Source organism: Rodentibacter caecimuris (assembly GCF_001019715.1).
Lineage (GTDB): Bacteria > Pseudomonadota > Gammaproteobacteria > Enterobacterales > Pasteurellaceae > Rodentibacter > Rodentibacter caecimuris.
This window is the reverse complement of sequence record NZ_BBXJ01000001.1, coordinates 895,919-913,520: the sequence shown is the minus strand read 5'-3', so window position 1 is coordinate 913,520 and position 17,602 is coordinate 895,919. Positions and strand designations below refer to the sequence as shown.

At 42.3% G+C, this 17,602-nt stretch carries 20 protein-coding genes; 15 read left to right on the top strand and 5 right to left on the bottom strand.

The genetic code is table 11. From position 1 onward, the window contains the following. Nucleotides 1-18: 18 nt before the first annotated feature. Nucleotides 19-2,601: a DNA mismatch repair protein MutS gene (gene mutS, locus PNEUHYL_RS04405; RefSeq protein WP_059366039.1), complete on the top strand. Its 2,583-nt coding sequence runs from the start codon at nucleotides 19-21 to the stop codon at nucleotides 2,599-2,601. A gap of 100 nt (nucleotides 2,602-2,701) precedes the next feature. On the opposite strand, the gene purL is transcribed toward mutS, so the two are convergent. Beyond that, nucleotides 2,702-6,595, bottom strand: a complete 3,894-nt coding sequence (gene purL / locus PNEUHYL_RS04400; protein ID WP_059366038.1) for a phosphoribosylformylglycinamidine synthase — start codon at nucleotides 6,593-6,595, stop codon at nucleotides 2,702-2,704. 157 nt (nucleotides 6,596-6,752) lie between these two features. On the opposite strand from purL, the gene PNEUHYL_RS04395 reads away from it, so the two are divergent. Further along, nucleotides 6,753-7,292, top strand: coding sequence for a DUF924 family protein (locus PNEUHYL_RS04395; RefSeq protein ID WP_059366037.1), 540 nt, complete (start codon nucleotides 6,753-6,755; stop codon nucleotides 7,290-7,292). 47 nt (nucleotides 7,293-7,339) lie between these two features. On the opposite strand, the gene PNEUHYL_RS04390 is transcribed toward PNEUHYL_RS04395, so the two are convergent. The 3 genes from PNEUHYL_RS04390 to lpxH all read right to left on the bottom strand — a co-directional run bounded on the left by PNEUHYL_RS04390 (nucleotide 7,340) and on the right by lpxH (nucleotide 9,718). Then, complete coding sequence (locus PNEUHYL_RS04390) at nucleotides 7,340-8,134, bottom strand: formate/nitrite transporter family protein (RefSeq protein WP_059366036.1); 795 nt, start codon at nucleotides 8,132-8,134, stop codon at nucleotides 7,340-7,342. 193 nt (nucleotides 8,135-8,327) lie between these two features. Further along, complete coding sequence (locus PNEUHYL_RS04385) at nucleotides 8,328-8,873, bottom strand: carboxymuconolactone decarboxylase family protein (RefSeq protein ID WP_059366035.1); 546 nt, start codon at nucleotides 8,871-8,873, stop codon at nucleotides 8,328-8,330. 134 nt (nucleotides 8,874-9,007) lie between these two features. After that, entirely contained in the window at nucleotides 9,008-9,718 is a 711-nt protein-coding gene (gene lpxH / locus PNEUHYL_RS04380; protein ID WP_059366034.1) for a UDP-2,3-diacylglucosamine diphosphatase, read from the bottom strand. A gap of 86 nt (nucleotides 9,719-9,804) precedes the next feature. Between lpxH and PNEUHYL_RS04375 the strand changes: the two genes are divergently transcribed. The 3 genes from PNEUHYL_RS04375 to PNEUHYL_RS04365 all read left to right on the top strand — a co-directional run bounded on the left by PNEUHYL_RS04375 (nucleotide 9,805) and on the right by PNEUHYL_RS04365 (nucleotide 12,557). Further along, entirely contained in the window at nucleotides 9,805-10,545 is a 741-nt protein-coding gene (locus tag PNEUHYL_RS04375) for a 1-acylglycerol-3-phosphate O-acyltransferase (protein ID WP_059366033.1), read from the top strand. Continuing rightward, the gene (locus PNEUHYL_RS04370; RefSeq protein WP_059366032.1) at nucleotides 10,538-11,947 is read left to right on the top strand and encodes a multicopper oxidase domain-containing protein; all 1,410 of its coding nucleotides are present in this window, start codon (nucleotides 10,538-10,540) and stop codon (nucleotides 11,945-11,947) included. Before PNEUHYL_RS04375 ends, PNEUHYL_RS04370 begins: the two co-directional genes overlap by 8 nt. 127 nt (nucleotides 11,948-12,074) lie before the next feature. Further along, nucleotides 12,075-12,557, top strand: coding sequence for a hypothetical protein (locus tag PNEUHYL_RS04365; protein WP_059366031.1), 483 nt, complete (start codon nucleotides 12,075-12,077; stop codon nucleotides 12,555-12,557). Between the two features lie 44 nt (nucleotides 12,558-12,601). On the opposite strand, the gene PNEUHYL_RS04360 is transcribed toward PNEUHYL_RS04365, so the two are convergent. Further along, on the bottom strand, nucleotides 12,602-12,823 hold the full coding sequence (locus PNEUHYL_RS04360; RefSeq protein WP_059366030.1) for a SlyX family protein: 222 nt from the start codon (nucleotides 12,821-12,823) through the stop codon (nucleotides 12,602-12,604). Between the two features lie 91 nt (nucleotides 12,824-12,914). Here PNEUHYL_RS04360 and PNEUHYL_RS04355 point away from each other — a divergent pair, with 91 nt between their 5' ends. From PNEUHYL_RS04355 to rpsH, 10 genes are all read left to right on the top strand, one after another. After that, nucleotides 12,915-13,637, top strand: coding sequence for an FKBP-type peptidyl-prolyl cis-trans isomerase (locus tag PNEUHYL_RS04355; protein ID WP_059366029.1), 723 nt, complete (start codon nucleotides 12,915-12,917; stop codon nucleotides 13,635-13,637). A gap of 99 nt (nucleotides 13,638-13,736) precedes the next feature. Next, nucleotides 13,737-14,399, top strand: coding sequence for a helix-turn-helix transcriptional regulator (locus tag PNEUHYL_RS04350; protein ID WP_059366028.1), 663 nt, complete (start codon nucleotides 13,737-13,739; stop codon nucleotides 14,397-14,399). Continuing rightward, nucleotides 14,399-14,779 (top strand): sulfurtransferase complex subunit TusD, encoded by a 381-nt coding sequence (tusD, locus tag PNEUHYL_RS04345; RefSeq protein ID WP_059366027.1) that lies wholly within the window; start codon nucleotides 14,399-14,401, stop codon nucleotides 14,777-14,779. Before PNEUHYL_RS04350 ends, tusD begins: the two co-directional genes overlap by 1 nt. After that, on the top strand, nucleotides 14,776-15,135 hold the full coding sequence (tusC, locus tag PNEUHYL_RS04340; RefSeq protein ID WP_059366026.1) for a sulfurtransferase complex subunit TusC: 360 nt from the start codon (nucleotides 14,776-14,778) through the stop codon (nucleotides 15,133-15,135). Before tusD ends, tusC begins: the two co-directional genes overlap by 4 nt. A 9-nt stretch (nucleotides 15,136-15,144) precedes the next feature. Further along, a complete protein-coding gene (locus PNEUHYL_RS04335) occupies nucleotides 15,145-15,432 on the top strand; it encodes a DsrH/TusB family sulfur relay protein (RefSeq protein ID WP_059366025.1) in 288 nt (95 codons plus the stop codon). Nucleotides 15,433-15,594: 162 nt separating this feature from the next. Next, nucleotides 15,595-15,966: a 50S ribosomal protein L14 gene (gene rplN / locus PNEUHYL_RS04330; protein WP_005548786.1), complete on the top strand. Its 372-nt coding sequence runs from the start codon at nucleotides 15,595-15,597 to the stop codon at nucleotides 15,964-15,966. Nucleotides 15,967-15,979: 13 nt separating this feature from the next. Then, the gene (gene rplX, locus PNEUHYL_RS04325) at nucleotides 15,980-16,291 is read left to right on the top strand and encodes a 50S ribosomal protein L24 (protein ID WP_059366024.1); all 312 of its coding nucleotides are present in this window, start codon (nucleotides 15,980-15,982) and stop codon (nucleotides 16,289-16,291) included. A gap of 17 nt (nucleotides 16,292-16,308) precedes the next feature. Then, entirely contained in the window at nucleotides 16,309-16,848 is a 540-nt protein-coding gene (gene rplE, locus PNEUHYL_RS04320; protein ID WP_018356926.1) for a 50S ribosomal protein L5, read from the top strand. A gap of 11 nt (nucleotides 16,849-16,859) precedes the next feature. Continuing rightward, a complete protein-coding gene (gene rpsN, locus PNEUHYL_RS04315; RefSeq protein ID WP_005701877.1) occupies nucleotides 16,860-17,165 on the top strand; it encodes a 30S ribosomal protein S14 in 306 nt (101 codons plus the stop codon). Nucleotides 17,166-17,201: 36 nt separating this feature from the next. Continuing rightward, nucleotides 17,202-17,594, top strand: coding sequence for a 30S ribosomal protein S8 (gene rpsH, locus PNEUHYL_RS04310; protein WP_059366023.1), 393 nt, complete (start codon nucleotides 17,202-17,204; stop codon nucleotides 17,592-17,594). The last annotated feature ends 8 nt before the right edge of the window (nucleotides 17,595-17,602 follow it).

Here is a 17,602-nt window from a genome sequence, read left to right as displayed (position 1 = left end):
TCAAAAACAGGTAACTCAATGATTTCAGAAGATAATTTTTCTCAGCACACTCCCATGATGCAACAATATCTCAAACTCAAAGCAGAAAATCCGGATATTTTGCTGTTTTATCGTATGGGGGATTTCTACGAGCTGTTTTATGACGATGCTAAAAAAGCCGCCGCCTTGTTGGATATTTCCTTAACCAAAAGAGGACAATCGGCAGGCGAGCCGATCCCGATGGCAGGTGTACCCTATCATGCCGTTGAAGGTTATTTAGCGAAGTTAGTTGCATTGGGCGAGCCGGTGGCAATTTGTGAACAAGTGGGCGATCCGGCAACGAGCAAAGGGCCGGTAGAACGCCAAGTCGTGCGTATTGTGACGCCCGGTACGGTGAGTGATGAAGCCCTGTTACCGGAACGCCAAGACAATTTGATTGCCGCTGTGTATCAAGAAAAAGACAAATTTGGACTGGCGACGCTGGATATGACATCCGGTCGCTTTCAGCTATGCGAACTCGACGGCAAAGAAACCTTGCAAGCGGAACTGCAACGTATTGCACCGGTAGAATTACTGTACTGTGAAGATTTCGGTGAGATGGCATTAATTGAGCACTACAAAGGTTTACGCCGTCGTCCTATTTGGGAATTTGAACTTAGTACGGCGATTAGCCAGCTCAACCGTCAATTCGGCACGAGAGATCTGCGCGCCTTTGGCGTAGAAAAATCACCGCTTGGACTGAGTGCGGCGGGTTGTTTGTTGCAATATGCAAAGGAAACCCAACGTACGGCATTACCTCATATTCAAAGCATTAGTGTCGTGCAAAATCAAGATTACGTTCAGTTGGATGCCGCAACCCGACGCAATTTAGAATTAACGCAAAATCTTGCCGGTGGGAGTGATAATACATTGGTTGCCGTATTGGATAAATGTGTAACCCCAATGGGTAGCCGTCTTTTGAAACGTTGGATTCATCAGCCGATCCGTCATATTGAAAAACTCCAACAACGCCAACAAAGCATCGCAGAAATTCTGAATTTTGATTTGGTGGATGAATTACAACCTTACTTACAACAGGTGGGGGATATGGAACGCATTTTGGCTCGGGTGGCGTTACGTTCGGCACGTCCGCGTGATTTAACCCGTTTGCGTACCGCTTTGGAACAAATTCCGAACCTGCGTTCAGTTATCCGACAAAAAACACCGCCGTTTATGACCGCACTTTTTGAGAAAGTTGCCGATTTCACCGAGCAATGCGACTTACTACAACGGGCAATTGTTGAAATGCCACCGTTGCTGATTCGTGATGGTGGCGTAATTGCAGAAGGGTATCATAGCGAATTGGACGAATGGCGTATTCTTTCTGAGGGGGCAACCCAATATTTAGAAAATTTGGAACAACGCGAACGTGAAAGCACCGGCATTGATACCCTGAAAATCGGTTTTAATGCGGTTCACGGTTATTATATTCAAATCAGCCAAGGACAAGCACATAAAGCCCCGATTCATTATGTTCGTCGTCAAACTTTAAAAAATGCCGAGCGTTACATTATTCCCGAACTGAAAGAGTACGAAGACAAAGTATTGAAATCCAAAGGTGCGGCATTGGCATTGGAAAAACAGCTTTATGATGAACTCTTTGATTTATTACTCCCACACTTGGGCGCATTGCAGTTGGCAAGCCTTGTGTTATCGGAATTGGATGTATTGGTAAACTTGGCGGAACGTGCCGATACCTTAAATTATGTGATGCCGACATTTTGTGATGATATTTGTGTCAGCATTGAAAACGGCCGTCATCCGGTTGTGGAACAAGTGCTGAAAGAACCTTTTATCGCGAATCCCGTTGAATTGCATAGAGACCGCCATTTGCTTATCATCACCGGCCCGAATATGGGGGGGAAAAGCACCTATATGCGACAAACCGCGCTGATCACGTTAATGGCGTATATCGGCAGCTTTGTGCCGGCAGATAAGGCAAAAATCGGGCCTATTGATCGTATTTTTACCCGAATCGGTGCTTCGGATGATCTTGCCTCAGGTCGTTCGACTTTTATGGTGGAAATGACCGAAATGGCAAATATTTTGCATCAAGCCGGTGCCCAAAGTCTTGTGCTAATTGATGAAATCGGACGTGGAACGTCCACCTATGACGGGCTTTCTCTTGCTTGGGCATGTGCGGAATATCTGGCGAAAATTCATGCGCTGACTTTATTTGCGACCCACTATTTTGAGCTCACGGCTTTACCGGAGCAATTTCCCGGCATTATTAATGTTCATTTGGATGCCCTTGAACACAATAACACCATTGCCTTTATGCACGCCGTGCAGGAGGGCGCGGCAAGTAAAAGTTACGGGTTGGCGGTTGCGGCTTTAGCCGGAGTACCGCAATCGGTAATTAAACTGGCAAAACAAAAACTAACGCAATTAGAAAAAATATCGGGGCATGCTGCTGAACAGCAAATTCAAGCCTTGCGTGAGGCGAATCGACATCAAGGGGAACTTACCTTTGAACAGGAAACAGACGCACTTCGCGAAGCCATTGAAAAGCTTGATCCGGACGAACTAAGCCCGAAACAGGCTTTAGCGTATTTATATCAACTGAAGAAAATGGTGGAGTAAAACACAAAGAAAAACGACCGCATTTGCGGTCGTATATTCAGATGATATCGGGCTTTAAGTATAAATTACATCGATATATTTAAAGCCCAACCGTTCCTGATTATTTAAACTGCACCCGTGCATTTCTAAACAATCGCATCCAAGCGCCATCCTCGCTCCAATCTTCCGGATACCAAGAGTTGCTCACGGCGCGGAATACCCGTTCAGGGTGCGGCATCATTGCTGCGATTCGGCCATCCGCATTAGAAATCGCCGTGATACCTAATACAGAACCGTTAGGGTTTGCCGGATAGCTTTCCGTTACATTTAGGTGGCTATCAATATATTGCGCAATAATTAAATTTTGTGCTTGAAGTGCGGTTAAATTTTCCGCTGTTTTGAATTCAACACGTCCCTCACCATGGGATACGGCGATTGGCATATGTGAACCCGCCATACCTTGGAACCATAAGGAATGTGTGTCATTGATTTTCACTAAACCGACCCGGGCTTCGAAACGTTCCGATTTATTTCGCACAAAGCGAGGCCAGTTTTCCGCACCCGGAATGATTTCCGCAAGATTGGAGATAAACTGACAACCGTTACACACCCCTAAAGAAAGGGTGTTTTCATTGGCGAAGAATTGACTAAATTGTTCACGTAATTGTGGGTTAAACAAAATAGATTTTGCCCAACCACCGCCGGCACCGAGAACGTCACCGTAAGAGAAACCGCCGCACGCGACCATCGCATTAAAATCATTTAAATGGTAACGACCCGCCATTAAATCACTCATATGCACATCAACCGCAGCAAATCCGGCACGGTCAAATGCCGCCGCCATTTCCACATGGCTGTTTACGCCTTGTTCGCGCAACACGGCAACTTTCGGTTTTGCCCCTTTCGCAATATAAGGCGTGGCAATATCTTCATTCGGATCATAGGTTAAGAAAGCAGATAATCCATTGTTGTTCGGATCTTTTTTCGCCTCAAATTCTTGATCGGCACATTCCGGATTATCCCGTAAACGTTGCATTTGATGGGTTAATTCCGCCCAGATTCCACGCAATTCAGAACGTTTTTCACTGAGTAATTTTTTATTGCCGCGAGCGATTTCAATGTGATTTTCCGTTGTGACTGCACCGAGTTCGTGGGTAAGCGGTAATAAATTATGCGCATTCAAGATTTCACGTACAGCGGTTAATTCGCTTTCCGCTACTTGAATGACTGCTCCCAGTTCTTCGTTAAATAACACGGCGAGATCATTATCGCCTAAGGCGGAAATATCCACCTCGATACCACAGTTTCCGGCAAATGCCATTTCCGCCAAGGTGACGATTAATCCACCGTCGGAACGGTCGTGGTAAGCTAATAATTTACGTTCAGCCACAAGGGTTTGCATTGCTTCAAAGAAGTGTTTCAATGCACCCGCATTTTCTACATCTGCCGGTTTATCGCCCAGTTGTTTGTAAACCTGGGCAAGTGCGGTCGCACCAAGACGATTTTTACCTTCACCCAAATCAATTAGCAACAGTCGGGACGCACCTTTATCGGTACGAAGTTGCGGTGTGACGGTTTTGCGAACATCCTCCACGCGGGCAAAGGCACTGATCACTAAAGAAAGTGGAGCGGTGACGGCTTTTTTCTCGCCATTCTCTTCCCAAGTGGTTTTCATTGACATGGAATCTTTACCCACAGGAATGGTGATACCAAGCGCAGGGCAAAGTTCTTCCCCCACCGCTTTCACGGCTTCATAAAGTCCCGCATCTTCGCCACCGTGACCGGCAGCCGACATCCAGTTTGCGGAAAGTTTAATGCGTTTAATCTCGCCAATATTGGTCGCGGCGATATTAGTGATGGATTCCGCTACGGCCAAACGAGCAGAGGCACCAAAATCAAGTAATGCCACTGGTGCACGTTCGCCCATTGACATGGCTTCACCATTATAGCTATCAAGACTTGCGGTGGTGACCGCCACATCGGAAACCGGAATTTGCCATGGCCCGACCATTTGATCCCGTGCCACCATACCGGTGACAGAGCGGTCGCCAATGGTAATGAGGAAGGTTTTTTCTGCCACCACCGGTAAACGTAATACACGGTGGAGTGCTTCTTTCAGCACAATATTGTCTTGTGAAACAGGTGGATTTTTGACCGCACTTGATTGTACATTACGGGTCATTTTAGGTGTTTTACCGAGCAGCACATTCATTGGCAAATCAATCGGATCATTGTTGAAATGGCTGTCGTGCAAGGTTAAATGTTTTTCTTCTGTGGCTTCACCAATCACCGCAAACGGTGCACGTTCGCGTTCGCACAGTGCGGTAAATAAATCCAATTTTTCCGGTGCGATGGCTAAAACATAGCGTTCCTGTGATTCGTTACACCAAATTTCGAGCGGAGACATTCCTTTTTCATCACAAAGGATGGAACGTAAGTCAAATTTACCGCCGCGCTCGCCATCGTGTACCAATTCAGGCATAGCATTAGATAAACCGCCTGCCCCCACATCATGGATAAATAAAATTGGGTTATCTTCACCGAGTTGCCAGCAACGGTCGATAACCTCTTGGCAACGGCGTTCCATTTCAGGATTTTCCCGTTGAACGGAAGCAAAATCCAAATCTTCTTTTGATTTACCGCTGTCCATGGAAGACGCCGCACCGCCGCCTAAGCCGATATTCATCGCCGGGCCGCCTAATACAATCAGTTTCGCCCCAACAGGAATTTCACCTTTTTGGACGTGTTCTGCACGAATATTGCCGATACCGCCTGCCAGCATAATGGGCTTATGATAGCCACGGATTTCCTCGCCATTAAAACTGTTTACTTTTTCTTCATAAGTACGGAAATAACCGAGTAATGCAGGGCGACCAAATTCATTATTAAATGCCGCACCGCCTAACGGGCCTTCAATCATAATATCAAGGGCGGAGGCAATGCGATTAGGTTTAGAAAGCGGGTTTTCCCAAGGTTGCTCAAAGTTTGGAATCACCAAATTTGATACGGAGAAACCGGTTAAGCCCGCCTTCGGTTTTGCACCACGACCGGTTGCGCCTTCATCACGAATTTCGCCGCCGGAACCGGTTGCTGCACCGGGGAAAGGTGAGATCGCAGTTGGGTGATTGTGGGTTTCCACTTTCATTAAAATGTGCGTATCTTCATTGTGGTAACGATATTGCCCGTCTTGATCGGCAAAGAAGCGACCAACTTTTGAACCTTCCATCACTGCGGCATTGTCTTTATAAGCGGAAAGCACGAAATCCGGAGTTTTCTCGAAGGTATTTTTGATCATTTTGAACAAGGATTTTTCTTGTTTTTCACCATCAATTACCCAGTCCGCATTAAAGATTTTATGGCGGCAGTGTTCGGAATTTGCTTGGGCGAACATATAAAGTTCGATGTCGTTCGGGTTGCGGCCGAGTGCGGTGAAATTTTCCACCAAATAATCAATTTCATCTTCAGCTAAAGCGAGCCCCAATTCAATATTGGCGTTTTCCAAGGCTTGGCGCCCCCCGCCTAAAATATCCACTGTGGTGAAGGCCTTTGGCGCTTGGTGGCGGAATAAAATTTCGGCATATTTGGCATCACGTATTACTGTTTCCATCATACGGTCGTGCAAAAGTGCGGTTAATTTTTCTTGTGTTTTTTCATCTAAAGGTTGGTTAAATTCAAAGTAATAGGCAAGACCGCGTTCAATCCGATCCACTTCTTTCAAGCCACAATTATGGGCAATATCTGTCGCTTTGGACGACCAAGAAGAAATGGTACCGACACGTGGAATAACAATAAAGGTTTCACCGTTTGCTTCGTGTTCTGCCAATGTCGGGCCGTAGTGGAGCAAGGCTTTTAGCTTCGTTTCCTGTTCGCTGGAAAGGGGCGTATTGAGTTCGACAAAATGGACATATTCGGCATAGACGGATTGCACTGCCAGCCCGTTTTGTTGGAATTTTTGCATTAAGCCATTGATGCGGAATTCGGAAAGGGCAGGTGAGCCACGGAAAATTTGAAACATAAGGATTCCCTTTGAGTCTGAATAGAAATGAAAATTGCGCGCTATTATAAAGGAAAAGGTAGGAAAACGAAAACGTTTGCGTGTTGTTTTACAGCATTCTTTATCAAGTGGTTTTCTTGTAAAATATCGTTCGTTTTATTATTAACAGGAGAGAGAAATGGCTTATCAACAGGTACTTGATTTTTGGTTTAATGAGGAAACAAAACCGTTTTGGTTTGCTAAAAGTGAGGAATTTGATCGTCAGATCAGTGAGCGGTTTTATGATTTATGGCGGCAAGCGGCTCAATCGGAATTAAGCCATTGGCGTGAAACGGTGCAGGGGCGGTTAGCCGAAATTATTGTGTTAGACCAGTTTTCTCGTAATTTACATCGTGGTAGTCCTTTAGCATTTGCTCAAGACAATATGGCAATTGCATTGGCACAAGAGGCGGTTAAACAACCCGAATTTAAAAATATGACCGTGCGTGAACGCCATTTTATGCTAATGCCTTTAATGCATAGCGAAAGCAAAGTGATTCATGCACAAGCACTGCCTTTATTTGAACAATTTGGCCCTGAGGAAAGCGTTGATTTTGAATTGAAACATAAGGTCATTATTGATCGTTTCGGTCGTTATCCGCATCGTAATGCCGTATTAGGGCGGGAAAGTAGCGCAGAAGAAATCGAATTTTTAACCCAACCGGGATCGAGTTTCTAATCGATGAAATGAAAAGTGCGGTTGATTTTAACCGCACTTTATGACATCTAGATCTGATAGTCTTCTTTCAATAAATGACGGTAAGCGTATAGATAAGAAGCTCCCACAAACGCCGCGCCACCGGTAACATTGCCGAGAAAAACCGGAATCATATTTAAGAAGAATTCACCCCATGTTACCTTTGCGCCGGCAAAGATTCCCGCCGGAATAATAAACATATTGGCGACGAAATGTTGTAAGCCGATAAGGACGAAGATCATCACAGGAAACCACATAGCAAGAATTCGACCCGATGTTTGTTTTGCACCAAAATAAAACCAAATACCCATACAAACCATCCAGTTACAGGCAATGGCAGAAATAAATGCCCGTGAAAAATCCATTTGCACTTTCGCTTCGGCAATGGCTATTGTTTTAGAGGCAGCAGCCCCTTCGGTTAATCCCACGTAATGACCTAAGAAAAATGCCATAAAGAGTGCGCCGGCAAGATTTCCAAGGCTAACGATAATCCAGTTTCGTGTGAGTTTTTTAAGGCTTACCCGCTTACTTAAACGACCTAATGCCATCATCATCATATTTCCCGTCGCAAGCTCACCGCCACCGATGAGAATACAAATTAAGCAAATCGGGAATACCGCCGCTCCTAACAGGGTGGCAAGTCCGCCCCATTCGGATGGGATACCGCTGATAACTTTCAGATAAGCCATATAACCGAAACCCACATAACCGCCGCCTAAAAAGCTTAATATGGTTAAGGTTTTTAGATGACCTTGTGATTTGGCATAACTCTTGTCAATGACATCTTGTAGAATTTCATGGGGATAAAGGTCTCGTTGTGTCATAGTGATTCCTTTTATTAACGGGTAACGGGGTGAAAAATGAAAAGGTGAAAGTATGGGGACTGTGTAGTTTTGATAATGCAGGCAAAAAATAAAGTGTGCACAGTCCCTATTTTATATCTCGTCATATTTGGTTATAACGAAAATGAATAACAGACGGTAACGAGATCTACTGCCGTCGTTAAGACATTAATCCCTATGCAAAAGGTTGAAGTTCAGGATTAAGCGGCGTGTCGGCAATGTTATTAACGTAATTACACAATGTAGCCAAGCTGACACCTAAGATCACATCAATAGCATTTTGTTGGGTGTATCCCGCAGCAAAGAAAGTTTGCAGTTGTGCCGGTGTTAGTTTGGCTTTTTGTAGTATGACGGCAAGGGTAAAGCGTGCCAGTGTATCTAATTTCTGATCTTGCTCAATACGTGCGGTGGCACGAATTTGATTCACTAATTCTTCCTCTAACTTTAATACTTTTAAGGCAATTTTAGTGTGGCCTGCAACACAGAACCCACAGCCGTTCACCACTGCTGCCGTAATTTGTACGACTTCCCGTTCTGTTGTGGTAAGGCTGTTTCTACCGTTTATCCCGCCCACGGTACGGTAGGTTTCTAAAGCCGTCGGAGCATTGGCTAATACACCAATTAAATTTGGAATAAATCCATTGGCATTTTTAACCGCAGTTAATGCATCTTTTGCTTCTTCTGGTGCGCTTTCAATAGTGTGAATGGAAAATTGCGACATAAAAAAACTCCTCTCATAATAATCACTTGCAGATTGATAGTACGTGAGGAGTTTGGCTTTTGGAAAGAAATAAAGGCTATTTGATAGATGAAAAAGTTATAAGTGTGAAAAGATGATCTGCAACACTTGAGGTGTTATTTTAGGAAATAAATTTCGCCATTCTCTTCCGATACTAAAATTGAGGCGTAATCAGTTCGCCAATCACCTAATACAATGCGCTTTTTGCCATCATATTGATGAACCGCTTCACGGTGGGTATGCCCGTGAATCAGGAGTGGAGCATTGAATTGCTGCATTTTGGCTAAAGTGAAAGACTGATTAACATCCATAATGTCATCAGGTTTTTGTGCTTTGTCTTTGCGGCTTGTTGCTCGAATTTTCTCCGCAATTTTTAACCGCACTTTTAAGGGTAAATGGAGAAACAGCCATTGTCGCCACTTTTGATGGACTTTTTGGCGGAATTGTTGGTATTTCACATCATCAATGCAAAGCGTGTCGCCGTGGCAGAGCAGTGTCGGCGTGCCGTAAAGATCAATAAGTTGATAATCAGGTAATAAGACCATACCGGTTTCTTTGGCAAAACGCTGACCGATAAGAAAATCCCGATTGCCGTGGATAAAATAGCAGGCAATGCCTTTTTCCGTGATATTTTTAATGGCTCTTTTTACTTGAGCGATTAATGGCGATTGTTCGTCATCACCAATCCAAAAATCAAATAAGTCACCGAGAATATAAACTGCCTCGGCAGTTGGGGCAACATTGTGCATAAAGTCTAAGAAAAGTGCGGTCAATTTGGGCTGGATTTCGCTCAGGTGAAGATCTGAAATGAAATAAGTCTTTTTCATAAAATTTCCGTAAATTTTTGTCTAGATTAGCACAAAATCCCTTCTAATTTGCTATACTTTTGCGAAATTTTCTCATAGGTATTGATATGTTAAAACTGGCTCGAATCCTCATTGTGGTGGTTTGTTGTATTTTAATTTGTGTGCTTGGCACAATTTATTCATTTATTCGCTTTAAAAACCCAAGTAATGTGGGTGTGATGGCGCGTTGGTTCGGGCGTTTGTATCCGCTTTTCGGTTTACAGGTGGAACACCGTTTCCCGAAAAATAAACAAAACCTTGGACGGGCGATTTATATTGGTAATCACCAAAATAATTACGATATGGTGACGATTTCTTATATGGTGCAGCCTCGTACCGTGAGTGTCGGAAAAAAAAGCCTGATTTGGATACCGTTTTTTGGCATTTTGTATTGGGTGACGGGCAATATTTTTCTTGATAGAGAAAATCGCTCGAGAGCCCATAGCACAATGACCCGGCTGGCAGAACGGATTAATAAGGATAACCTTTCTATTTGGATGTTTCCGGAAGGTACACGTAGTCGCGGACGCGGTTTGTTACCGTTTAAAACCGGTGCGTTTTATGCGGCGGTAGCGGCGGGAGTGCCGATTATTCCGGTGGTTTGTTCCACGACACATAACAAAATTGATTTAAATCGTTGGGATAACGGCAACGTGATTTGTGAAATGATGGAGCCTATTGATACTCGCAATTATAGCAAAGAAACGGTTCGGGATTTAGCGGCATATTGTCATGATGTGATGGAAAAACGCATTGCCGAATTAGATGCTGAAATCGCACAAATCGAAAAGGAAAGTATGAATGCCTAAACTTTCACGCCGTCGTTTTTTAAAAAGCACGGCAATTTCAACCGCACTTGCCTGCGTACCCGCTCCTTTAATGGCGGCAAGCCGTGCAAAATTGACGGTGCCGCCGTTGATTGAGGTTCGTCGCGGTCGCCCGATTATTTTGACGATGGAAGAAACGGGATATCAGTTAGACGGCAAACATCAAGTTAGCGTATGGGGCTTTAATGGCAATTATTTAGGGCCGACAATCAAAATTAAGTCGGGCAGTTTTGCAAAACTTAATTATCACAATAATTTACCTCAACATGTTTCTCTTTCTATCCAAGGTTTACAGGCTTCCGGTGAGTTGTTTGGCGGGGCGGCCCGTGTACTTAAAAAAGGTGAATCTTGGGCTCCGATTGTGCCGATTGAGCAACCGGCAGCGACTTGTTGGTATCGTTCTGCGACATTGGCTAACTCTGCGTATCAAACCTATCGTGGCTTGGTGGGAATGTGGTTGATTGAAGATGAACAAAGCGTTAAATCAGCACTTCCACGTAAATACGGCGTGGATGATATTCCATTGATTTTACAGGATATGGAATTTAATAGTGAAGGGTTACAACTATTCAGACAAAATCAACCGCACTTTGTGGGGAACCGTTTATTAGTCAATGGGGTGGAAGCCCCTTATTTAGACGTGCCGCGTGGTTGGGTGAGATTGCGTTTGCTCAATGCTTCTTTAGCTCGGGCTTATGATCTGCGTTTGGATAATGACCAAGATATCACGGTGATTGCAAAAGATTTAGGTTTTCTTCCGCAAGGTAACGTGGTGAAATCTTTTATTTTGGCTCCGGGTGAGCGGACAGAGATCTTAATTAATTTAAGTGAGGGAGGAAATGTTTCGCTCATTTCAGGGCATAAACGGGGTATTTTTGACAAGGTAAAACAGGTTTTTTCCTCTGATGGCGAATTAGTAGAGAATACTGTGTTAGAACTACGGCCCCAAGGTGATTTTTCCGCTTTTGCGCAGAAAATGGATGTGAAATTTGAAACCGATGCCGTATCTGTGTTAAATACGAAAATTGAACGGGAACGAACATTTGTTTTGGATGTCACAAGCGGTTTAATTAACCAAAAACGTTTTGATCCGCGTCGTGTGGACGTGGTGGCAAAACAAGGTTCGATTGAACGGTGGATTCTGACTAGTTCTTTACCGGTTGGATTTACCCTCCAAGGAGCAAAATTCATTGTAGAGCGCGATGCAAACGGTGTATCGAAAGACAATGAATTAGCTTGGAAAGATACGGTGTGGGTAAGAGGTAAAACACAAATTTTGGTACGCTTTGATCAGTTTTCCTCTAATAACTATCCGTTTATTTTTGGCGCATCAAATCTTATGCTTGCCGATATCGGCTGCATTGGTATGATGGTTGTGCAATAAAGTGCGGTTATAAAAAACAACATTTTTTGAACGTTGGCTTTGCCAACTGCTGCCCCGATAGGGGGGAACAAACGAGTCAGCGAGTTTGTGAATAATTTTTAGTTTATTTTTAATTGAAGGAAAAGAGATGAATAAAACACTCGGTTTAATTTCTACTGTAGCTCTGCTATTTGGTGCGATAAATGTGGTGGAGGCTAAAACGTCTGATAATCAAAAAGAGAAAAAAATGGTTTCACCGGAAATTTATCTTTCTGTGTTTGACGCTTCAACAAAGCCTTTTACCGATCTAAAAACGACCGTATTATCGCGTAGTCAACCCAACCTTTGGCTGTGTTGGGTTGCTGAGGGTCAATTTCCTGAAATGGTTAGCACGATAGAAACTCTAAAAGCACCGGAAAAACAAGTGATTGAGGCAAGGGGTTCTCAAGTATCAACTTCAAAAGACGGCAAAGTGAATGTTATTCGTGGTAGATTAGGGACGTTGGATAGCGGTAAACGTTTAGTAAAATGTTGGTATTTTGACGAGTCTGATCCACTTGGTAACTATAAGTTTCAAATACAAATTATGGGGAAAGTTTATAAAGACTTACCGTTTAGCGTAGTAAAATAATCACAAGTAAAATGGATAATCATATTGTTGATTATCCATTTTTTTCAGTAATGCGGCGGCGGAGTTTCTTCTGCTTGGCTTGCGATATTTGAGGGTTGGAAATCTTTCAATTTATTCGCTACATAACGCAACTGTAGTTGAATTTTATCCATATCAAATTGTTGTTGAACTAACGCTTGGTTTAATTCCTCTAACAATTGTTCTTGAAATGCCACTTTCATTTCAAGTTCGGCAATGCGATTTTCTAACATTTGTTGAATTTGCATGATTTATCTCTAATATTTAAAAAAAAGTTGAGAATAGCTTAAATCCGATTTAATCTATTCGTTGCTTTTCTATTATAAAGGATTAATAAAAATGTTAAAAATTCAAAAGTTTTCCTTCACTGCATTAATCATAAGTGCGGTTGTTTCCGGAACAGTTTTTGCAGATGAAAAGGCGGATGTGAAATTTAATGATGACGTATCCTATGCCTTAACCGCCTATTCTATGACGCAAGCAAAATTAATGGCAGAACAAGGCGAGATTAAGTTAAATGAAGCCCAAGTGAATAAAGCGGTAGAAGATGTGTTGAAAGGTAAATTTACCGAAGAAAAGATTGATGAATTGACACAAACTTTAGAACAGTTTCAACAGAAAATTGTTGCTCGTGAGCAAGCGAAAATGAAAGAAATTGCACAGAAGGCACAAGATGAGGGAGATAAATATCGTACTGAGTTTGCTAAAAAAGAGGGCGTAAAAACCACAAAATCCGGTTTGTTATATCGTGTTGTTGAGGCTGGAAAAGGCGAGGTGATTAAACCAACGGATACGGTGAAAGTCCATTACACCGGTAAATTACCGGACGGTAAAGTTTTCGATAGTTCGGTAGTGCGTGGTCAACCGGCGGAGTTTCGTTTAGATCAAGTTGTAAAAGGTTGGACTGAAGGGCTTCAATTAGTGAAAAAAGGCGGCAAAATTGAGTTGGTGCTTCCTCCTGATTTAGCTTATGGCAAACAGGGTGCAGGTGCTTCCATCCCACCAAATTCAACGCTGTATTTTGAAGTAGAAGTATTGGATGTAAATCCTAAAGATAAATAATTTATCAAATTGAATAAAACATAGCCTTTGGTTATGTTTTATTCTTACCCTCCCTCGCAAAAGAGCGGTTATTTTTTAGCGTAGATTCGGAACTTATTCATGTTACATGACGAATATATTTTCACAGATGAAGATCATACCATTTTGAATTCTTATAAAGCGGTAGTGAATGGTGTGAGCGCACTTATTGGTGAGCATTGTGAGATTGTTTTGCATTCCCTAGACGATATAGAACATTCCGCTATTTGTATTGCTAACGGGCATAATACTAATCGCCAAGTGGGTTCTCCCATTACGGATTTAGCACTGCGATCTTTGCATAATATGCAAAGTGAAGGGGGCTCAAAGCCTTATTTCACAAGAGTAAAAAGTAATGTTTTGATGAAATCCGTGACCATTGCAATTCGTAATAAAACCCAAAGAATAATAGGATTGTTGTGTATTAATATTAATCTTGATGTACCGGTTTCAAAATTTATTCAATCTTTTATGCCTACTATTGAGGCAGAAGAAACCTCTTCGGTGAATTTTGCTAACTCTATGGAGGATTTGGTTTCGCAAACCGTTGAAAAAACTATTGAGGAAGTTAATGCGGATCGCTCGGTAGCAAATAATAATAAAAATCGTCAAATTGTAATTTCATTATATGAAAAAGGGATTTTTGATATTAAAGATGCGATCAATTTAGTGGCGGAACGTTTGGATATTTCTCGTCATACGGTTTATCTTTACATTCGTCAAATTAAACAAGAGCAAGAATAATGAACTATGTACTCGCGGTAAAAAGCCCTATTTACGGTACGCAAGGGGCTTATCTTGCTTATCAATTTGCAGAGGCCTTAATTGAAAAAGGGCATAGCATTAAACAAATTTTCTTTTTCCAAGATGGGGTGAGCAATGGTAATCGCTTTGTTTACCCTGCCGCTGATGAAGTGAATTTACAACGATATTGGCAGGTTTTCTCTACTAAATATAGTGTGCCTTTATATTTATGTGTGGCGGCCTCGCAACGTCGCGGAGTGGTAAATAAAATGACGACAGAAAATAAGAATAATCATAATCTGGCAGAAGGGTTTGTAATTACCGGTTTAGGGGAATTTATGGCTGCAACATTAAACGCCGATAGAGTCATCACTTTATGAAAATGGCTTTTTTATTTCATTCTGCTCCCCATGGCATATCTTCTTCACGAGAAGGGCTCGATGCCTTATTAGCCGCAACGGCATTTTGTGATGAAGAGGACATTGGTGTGTTTTTTATCGATGATGGTGTGCTTAATTTATTGAATGGGCAACAACCGGAGCGATTATTACAAAAAGATTTTATCCGCACCTTTAAGTTATTGGATTTATACAATATCAAACAGCGTTTTATTTGTCGAAAAACGCTTGATAAATTGGGGATCGTAGAGGATAACCTTATCATATCGGCAAAAAAAATTGACCGCACTTTATTACTCGCTAAGCTGAACCAAGCAGAGAAATTGCTAACATTTTAAGGGATAGTTATGCTCTATTGTTTTTCTCAGGCCAATTACGATAAAGAAGAATTAATGAGTTATCTGTCTTTGGTGACGGAGAGCGATGCCGTTGTGCTTTGGCAAGACGCCGTGTTATTGATGGTAAAACACCCCAATCATTTTAAGCATTGTAAAGCGCATTGTTTTGCATTCGAACAAGATATTTTAGCAAGAAATTTGACCGCACTTTTACCGAAAGAGAATACGGTGCAATTAATTTCTTTATTGGATTTAGTCGATATTACAGCAGAGTATTTCCCTCAGATGGCATTATAAAAATACCTGTTTTTTCTCAGATTTTTTTCACATTTTATCTATAAATCTTATTGATTCACCTAGTCCTTTATGCTATATTCCGCAACCTCTTACATCTGTCTTATGCTTATGTAAGTAGGTTCGTCCCGAAAGGGTGTTTTTTTAACTTAACGGAGCACTAATATGATCCAAGAACAGACTATGCTGGATGTTGCTGATAACTCAGGCGCTCGCAGCGTAATGTGTATCAAGGTTCTAGGTGGATCGCACCGTCGTTATGCTGCAATTGGTGACATCATCAAAATTACTGTAAAAGAAGCGATTCCTCGCGGTAAAGTAAAGAAAGGTGATGTATTAAAAGCAGTTGTTGTGCGCACCAAGAAGGGTGTTCGTCGCCCAGATGGATCAGTCATTCGCTTCGATGGCAATGCTTGTGTCATTTTAAATAATAACACTGAGCAACCAATCGGTACTCGTATTTTTGGACCTGTGACTCGTGAACTTCGTTCTGAGAAGTTTATGAAGATCATTTCTTTGGCACCAGAAGTACTGTAAGGAGAAGTGACAAATGGCTGCAAAAATTCGTCAAAACGATGAAGTAATCGTGCTTGCCGGTAAAGATAAAGGCAAGCGTGGCAAGGTAACTAAAGTGTTACCAAACGGTAAAGTATTTGTTGAAGGCATTAATATTGTCACTAAGCATGAAAAACCGGTTCCTGCATTAGGCAAGGCTGGCGGTTTAGTGAAAAAAGAAGCAGCAATTGATGTTTCAAATGTTGCGATTTTTAATCCGAAAACGAATAAAGCTGATCGTGTAGGTTTTAGATTTGAAGAAGGTAAAAAGGTACGTTTCTTTAAATCTAACAATGAAATTATCTAACAAACTGGAGTAATGCGATGGCGAAACTGCATGATTACTACAGAGATCAAGTAGTAAACGAATTAAAAAATAAATTCGGCTACAAATCTGTCATGCAAGTCCCACGAATCGAAAAGATTACCCTGAATATGGGTGTGGGTGAAGCATTGACCGACAAAAAATTGCTAGACAACGCAGTAGCGGACTTAACAGCAATCAGCGGTCAAAAACCTTTAGTAACTAAAGCTCGTAAATCTGTTGCTGGCTTTAAGATCCGTCAGGGATATCCAATCGGTTGTAAAGTGACACTACGCGGAGAGCGTATGTGGGAGTTCTTTGAACGTTTAATTACAATTGCTGTTCCACGTATTCGTGACTTCCGCGGTTTAAGTGCGAAATCATTTGATGGTCGTGGCAATTACAGCATGGGTGTGCGTGAACAAATCATCTTCCCTGAGATCGATTACGATAAAGTAGATCGTGTTCGTGGTTTAGATATCACTATCACAACTACTGCTAAGAATGATGAAGAAGGTCAAGCACTACTTGCTGCCTTTAATTTCCCATTCCGTAAATAAGGCAGGTTATCATGGCTAAACAATCAATGAAAGCACGCGATGTAAAACGCGTTAAATTGGCTGAAAAATTCTATGCTAAACGTGTAGAGTTAAAGAAAATCATTTCTGATGTAAATGCCTCTGACGAGGATCGTTGGAATGCGGTATTAAAGTTACAAACTTTACCACGCGATTCTAGCCCGTCCCGTCAACGTAACCGTTGCCGCCAAACAGGACGTCCACATGGCGTTCTTCGTAAGTTTGGTTTGAGCCGTATTAAGGTCCGCGAAGCTGCGATGCGTGGTGAAATCCCAGGCCTTAAAAAAGCGAGTTGGTAATATACCACTTTATTTTGGAATCGGAGAAAAAGTACAATGAGTATGCAAGATCCAATCGCAGATATGCTGACCCGAATTCGTAACGGTCAAGCTGCGAACAAAGTTGCGATCAGTATGCCTTCATCCAAGCTAAAAGTGGCAATTGCCAATGTGTTAGCTGCTGAAGGTTATATCGAAAGCGTTAAAGTTTCAGAAGGTGTAAAACCTGAGTTGGAAATTACTTTAAAATATTTCCAAGGAAAACCGGTTGTAGAGAGTATCCAACGTGTAAGCCGTCCTGGTCTTCGTATTTATAAACGTAAAGACGAATTACCAAAAGTTATGGGCGGTTTAGGTGTTGCTGTTGTTTCTACATCTAAAGGTGTTATGACTGACCGTGCAGCTCGTCAAGCTGGTTTAGGCGGTGAGATCATCTGTTATGTAGCTTAATAGAGAGG

Coding starts and splice junctions, on each gene's coding strand:
- lpxH (WP_059366034.1), bottom strand. CDS start 9,718: ATGAAAAAGACTTATTTCATTTCAGATCTTCACCTGAGCGAAATCCAG.
- PNEUHYL_RS04385 (WP_059366035.1), bottom strand. CDS start 8,873: ATGTCGCAATTTTCCATTCACACTATTGAAAGCGCACCAGAAGAAGCA.
- PNEUHYL_RS04350 (WP_059366028.1), top strand. CDS start 13,737: ATGTTACATGACGAATATATTTTCACAGATGAAGATCATACCATTTTG.
- PNEUHYL_RS04390 (WP_059366036.1), bottom strand. CDS start 8,134: ATGACACAACGAGACCTTTATCCCCATGAAATTCTACAAGATGTCATT.
- tusC (WP_059366026.1), top strand. CDS start 14,776: ATGAAAATGGCTTTTTTATTTCATTCTGCTCCCCATGGCATATCTTCT.
- purL (WP_059366038.1), bottom strand. CDS start 6,595: ATGTTTCAAATTTTCCGTGGCTCACCTGCCCTTTCCGAATTCCGCATC.
- rplN (WP_005548786.1), top strand. CDS start 15,595: ATGATCCAAGAACAGACTATGCTGGATGTTGCTGATAACTCAGGCGCT.
- rpsN (WP_005701877.1), top strand. CDS start 16,860: ATGGCTAAACAATCAATGAAAGCACGCGATGTAAAACGCGTTAAATTG.
- PNEUHYL_RS04370 (WP_059366032.1), top strand. CDS start 10,538: ATGCCTAAACTTTCACGCCGTCGTTTTTTAAAAAGCACGGCAATTTCA.
- PNEUHYL_RS04395 (WP_059366037.1), top strand. CDS start 6,753: ATGGCTTATCAACAGGTACTTGATTTTTGGTTTAATGAGGAAACAAAA.
- PNEUHYL_RS04335 (WP_059366025.1), top strand. CDS start 15,145: ATGCTCTATTGTTTTTCTCAGGCCAATTACGATAAAGAAGAATTAATG.
- PNEUHYL_RS04355 (WP_059366029.1), top strand. CDS start 12,915: ATGTTAAAAATTCAAAAGTTTTCCTTCACTGCATTAATCATAAGTGCG.
- PNEUHYL_RS04365 (WP_059366031.1), top strand. CDS start 12,075: ATGAATAAAACACTCGGTTTAATTTCTACTGTAGCTCTGCTATTTGGT.
- rplE (WP_018356926.1), top strand. CDS start 16,309: ATGGCGAAACTGCATGATTACTACAGAGATCAAGTAGTAAACGAATTA.
- PNEUHYL_RS04360 (WP_059366030.1), bottom strand. CDS start 12,823: ATGCAAATTCAACAAATGTTAGAAAATCGCATTGCCGAACTTGAAATG.
- rplX (WP_059366024.1), top strand. CDS start 15,980: ATGGCTGCAAAAATTCGTCAAAACGATGAAGTAATCGTGCTTGCCGGT.
- rpsH (WP_059366023.1), top strand. CDS start 17,202: ATGAGTATGCAAGATCCAATCGCAGATATGCTGACCCGAATTCGTAAC.
- PNEUHYL_RS04375 (WP_059366033.1), top strand. CDS start 9,805: ATGTTAAAACTGGCTCGAATCCTCATTGTGGTGGTTTGTTGTATTTTA.
- tusD (WP_059366027.1), top strand. CDS start 14,399: ATGAACTATGTACTCGCGGTAAAAAGCCCTATTTACGGTACGCAAGGG.
- mutS (WP_059366039.1), top strand. CDS start 19: ATGATTTCAGAAGATAATTTTTCTCAGCACACTCCCATGATGCAACAA.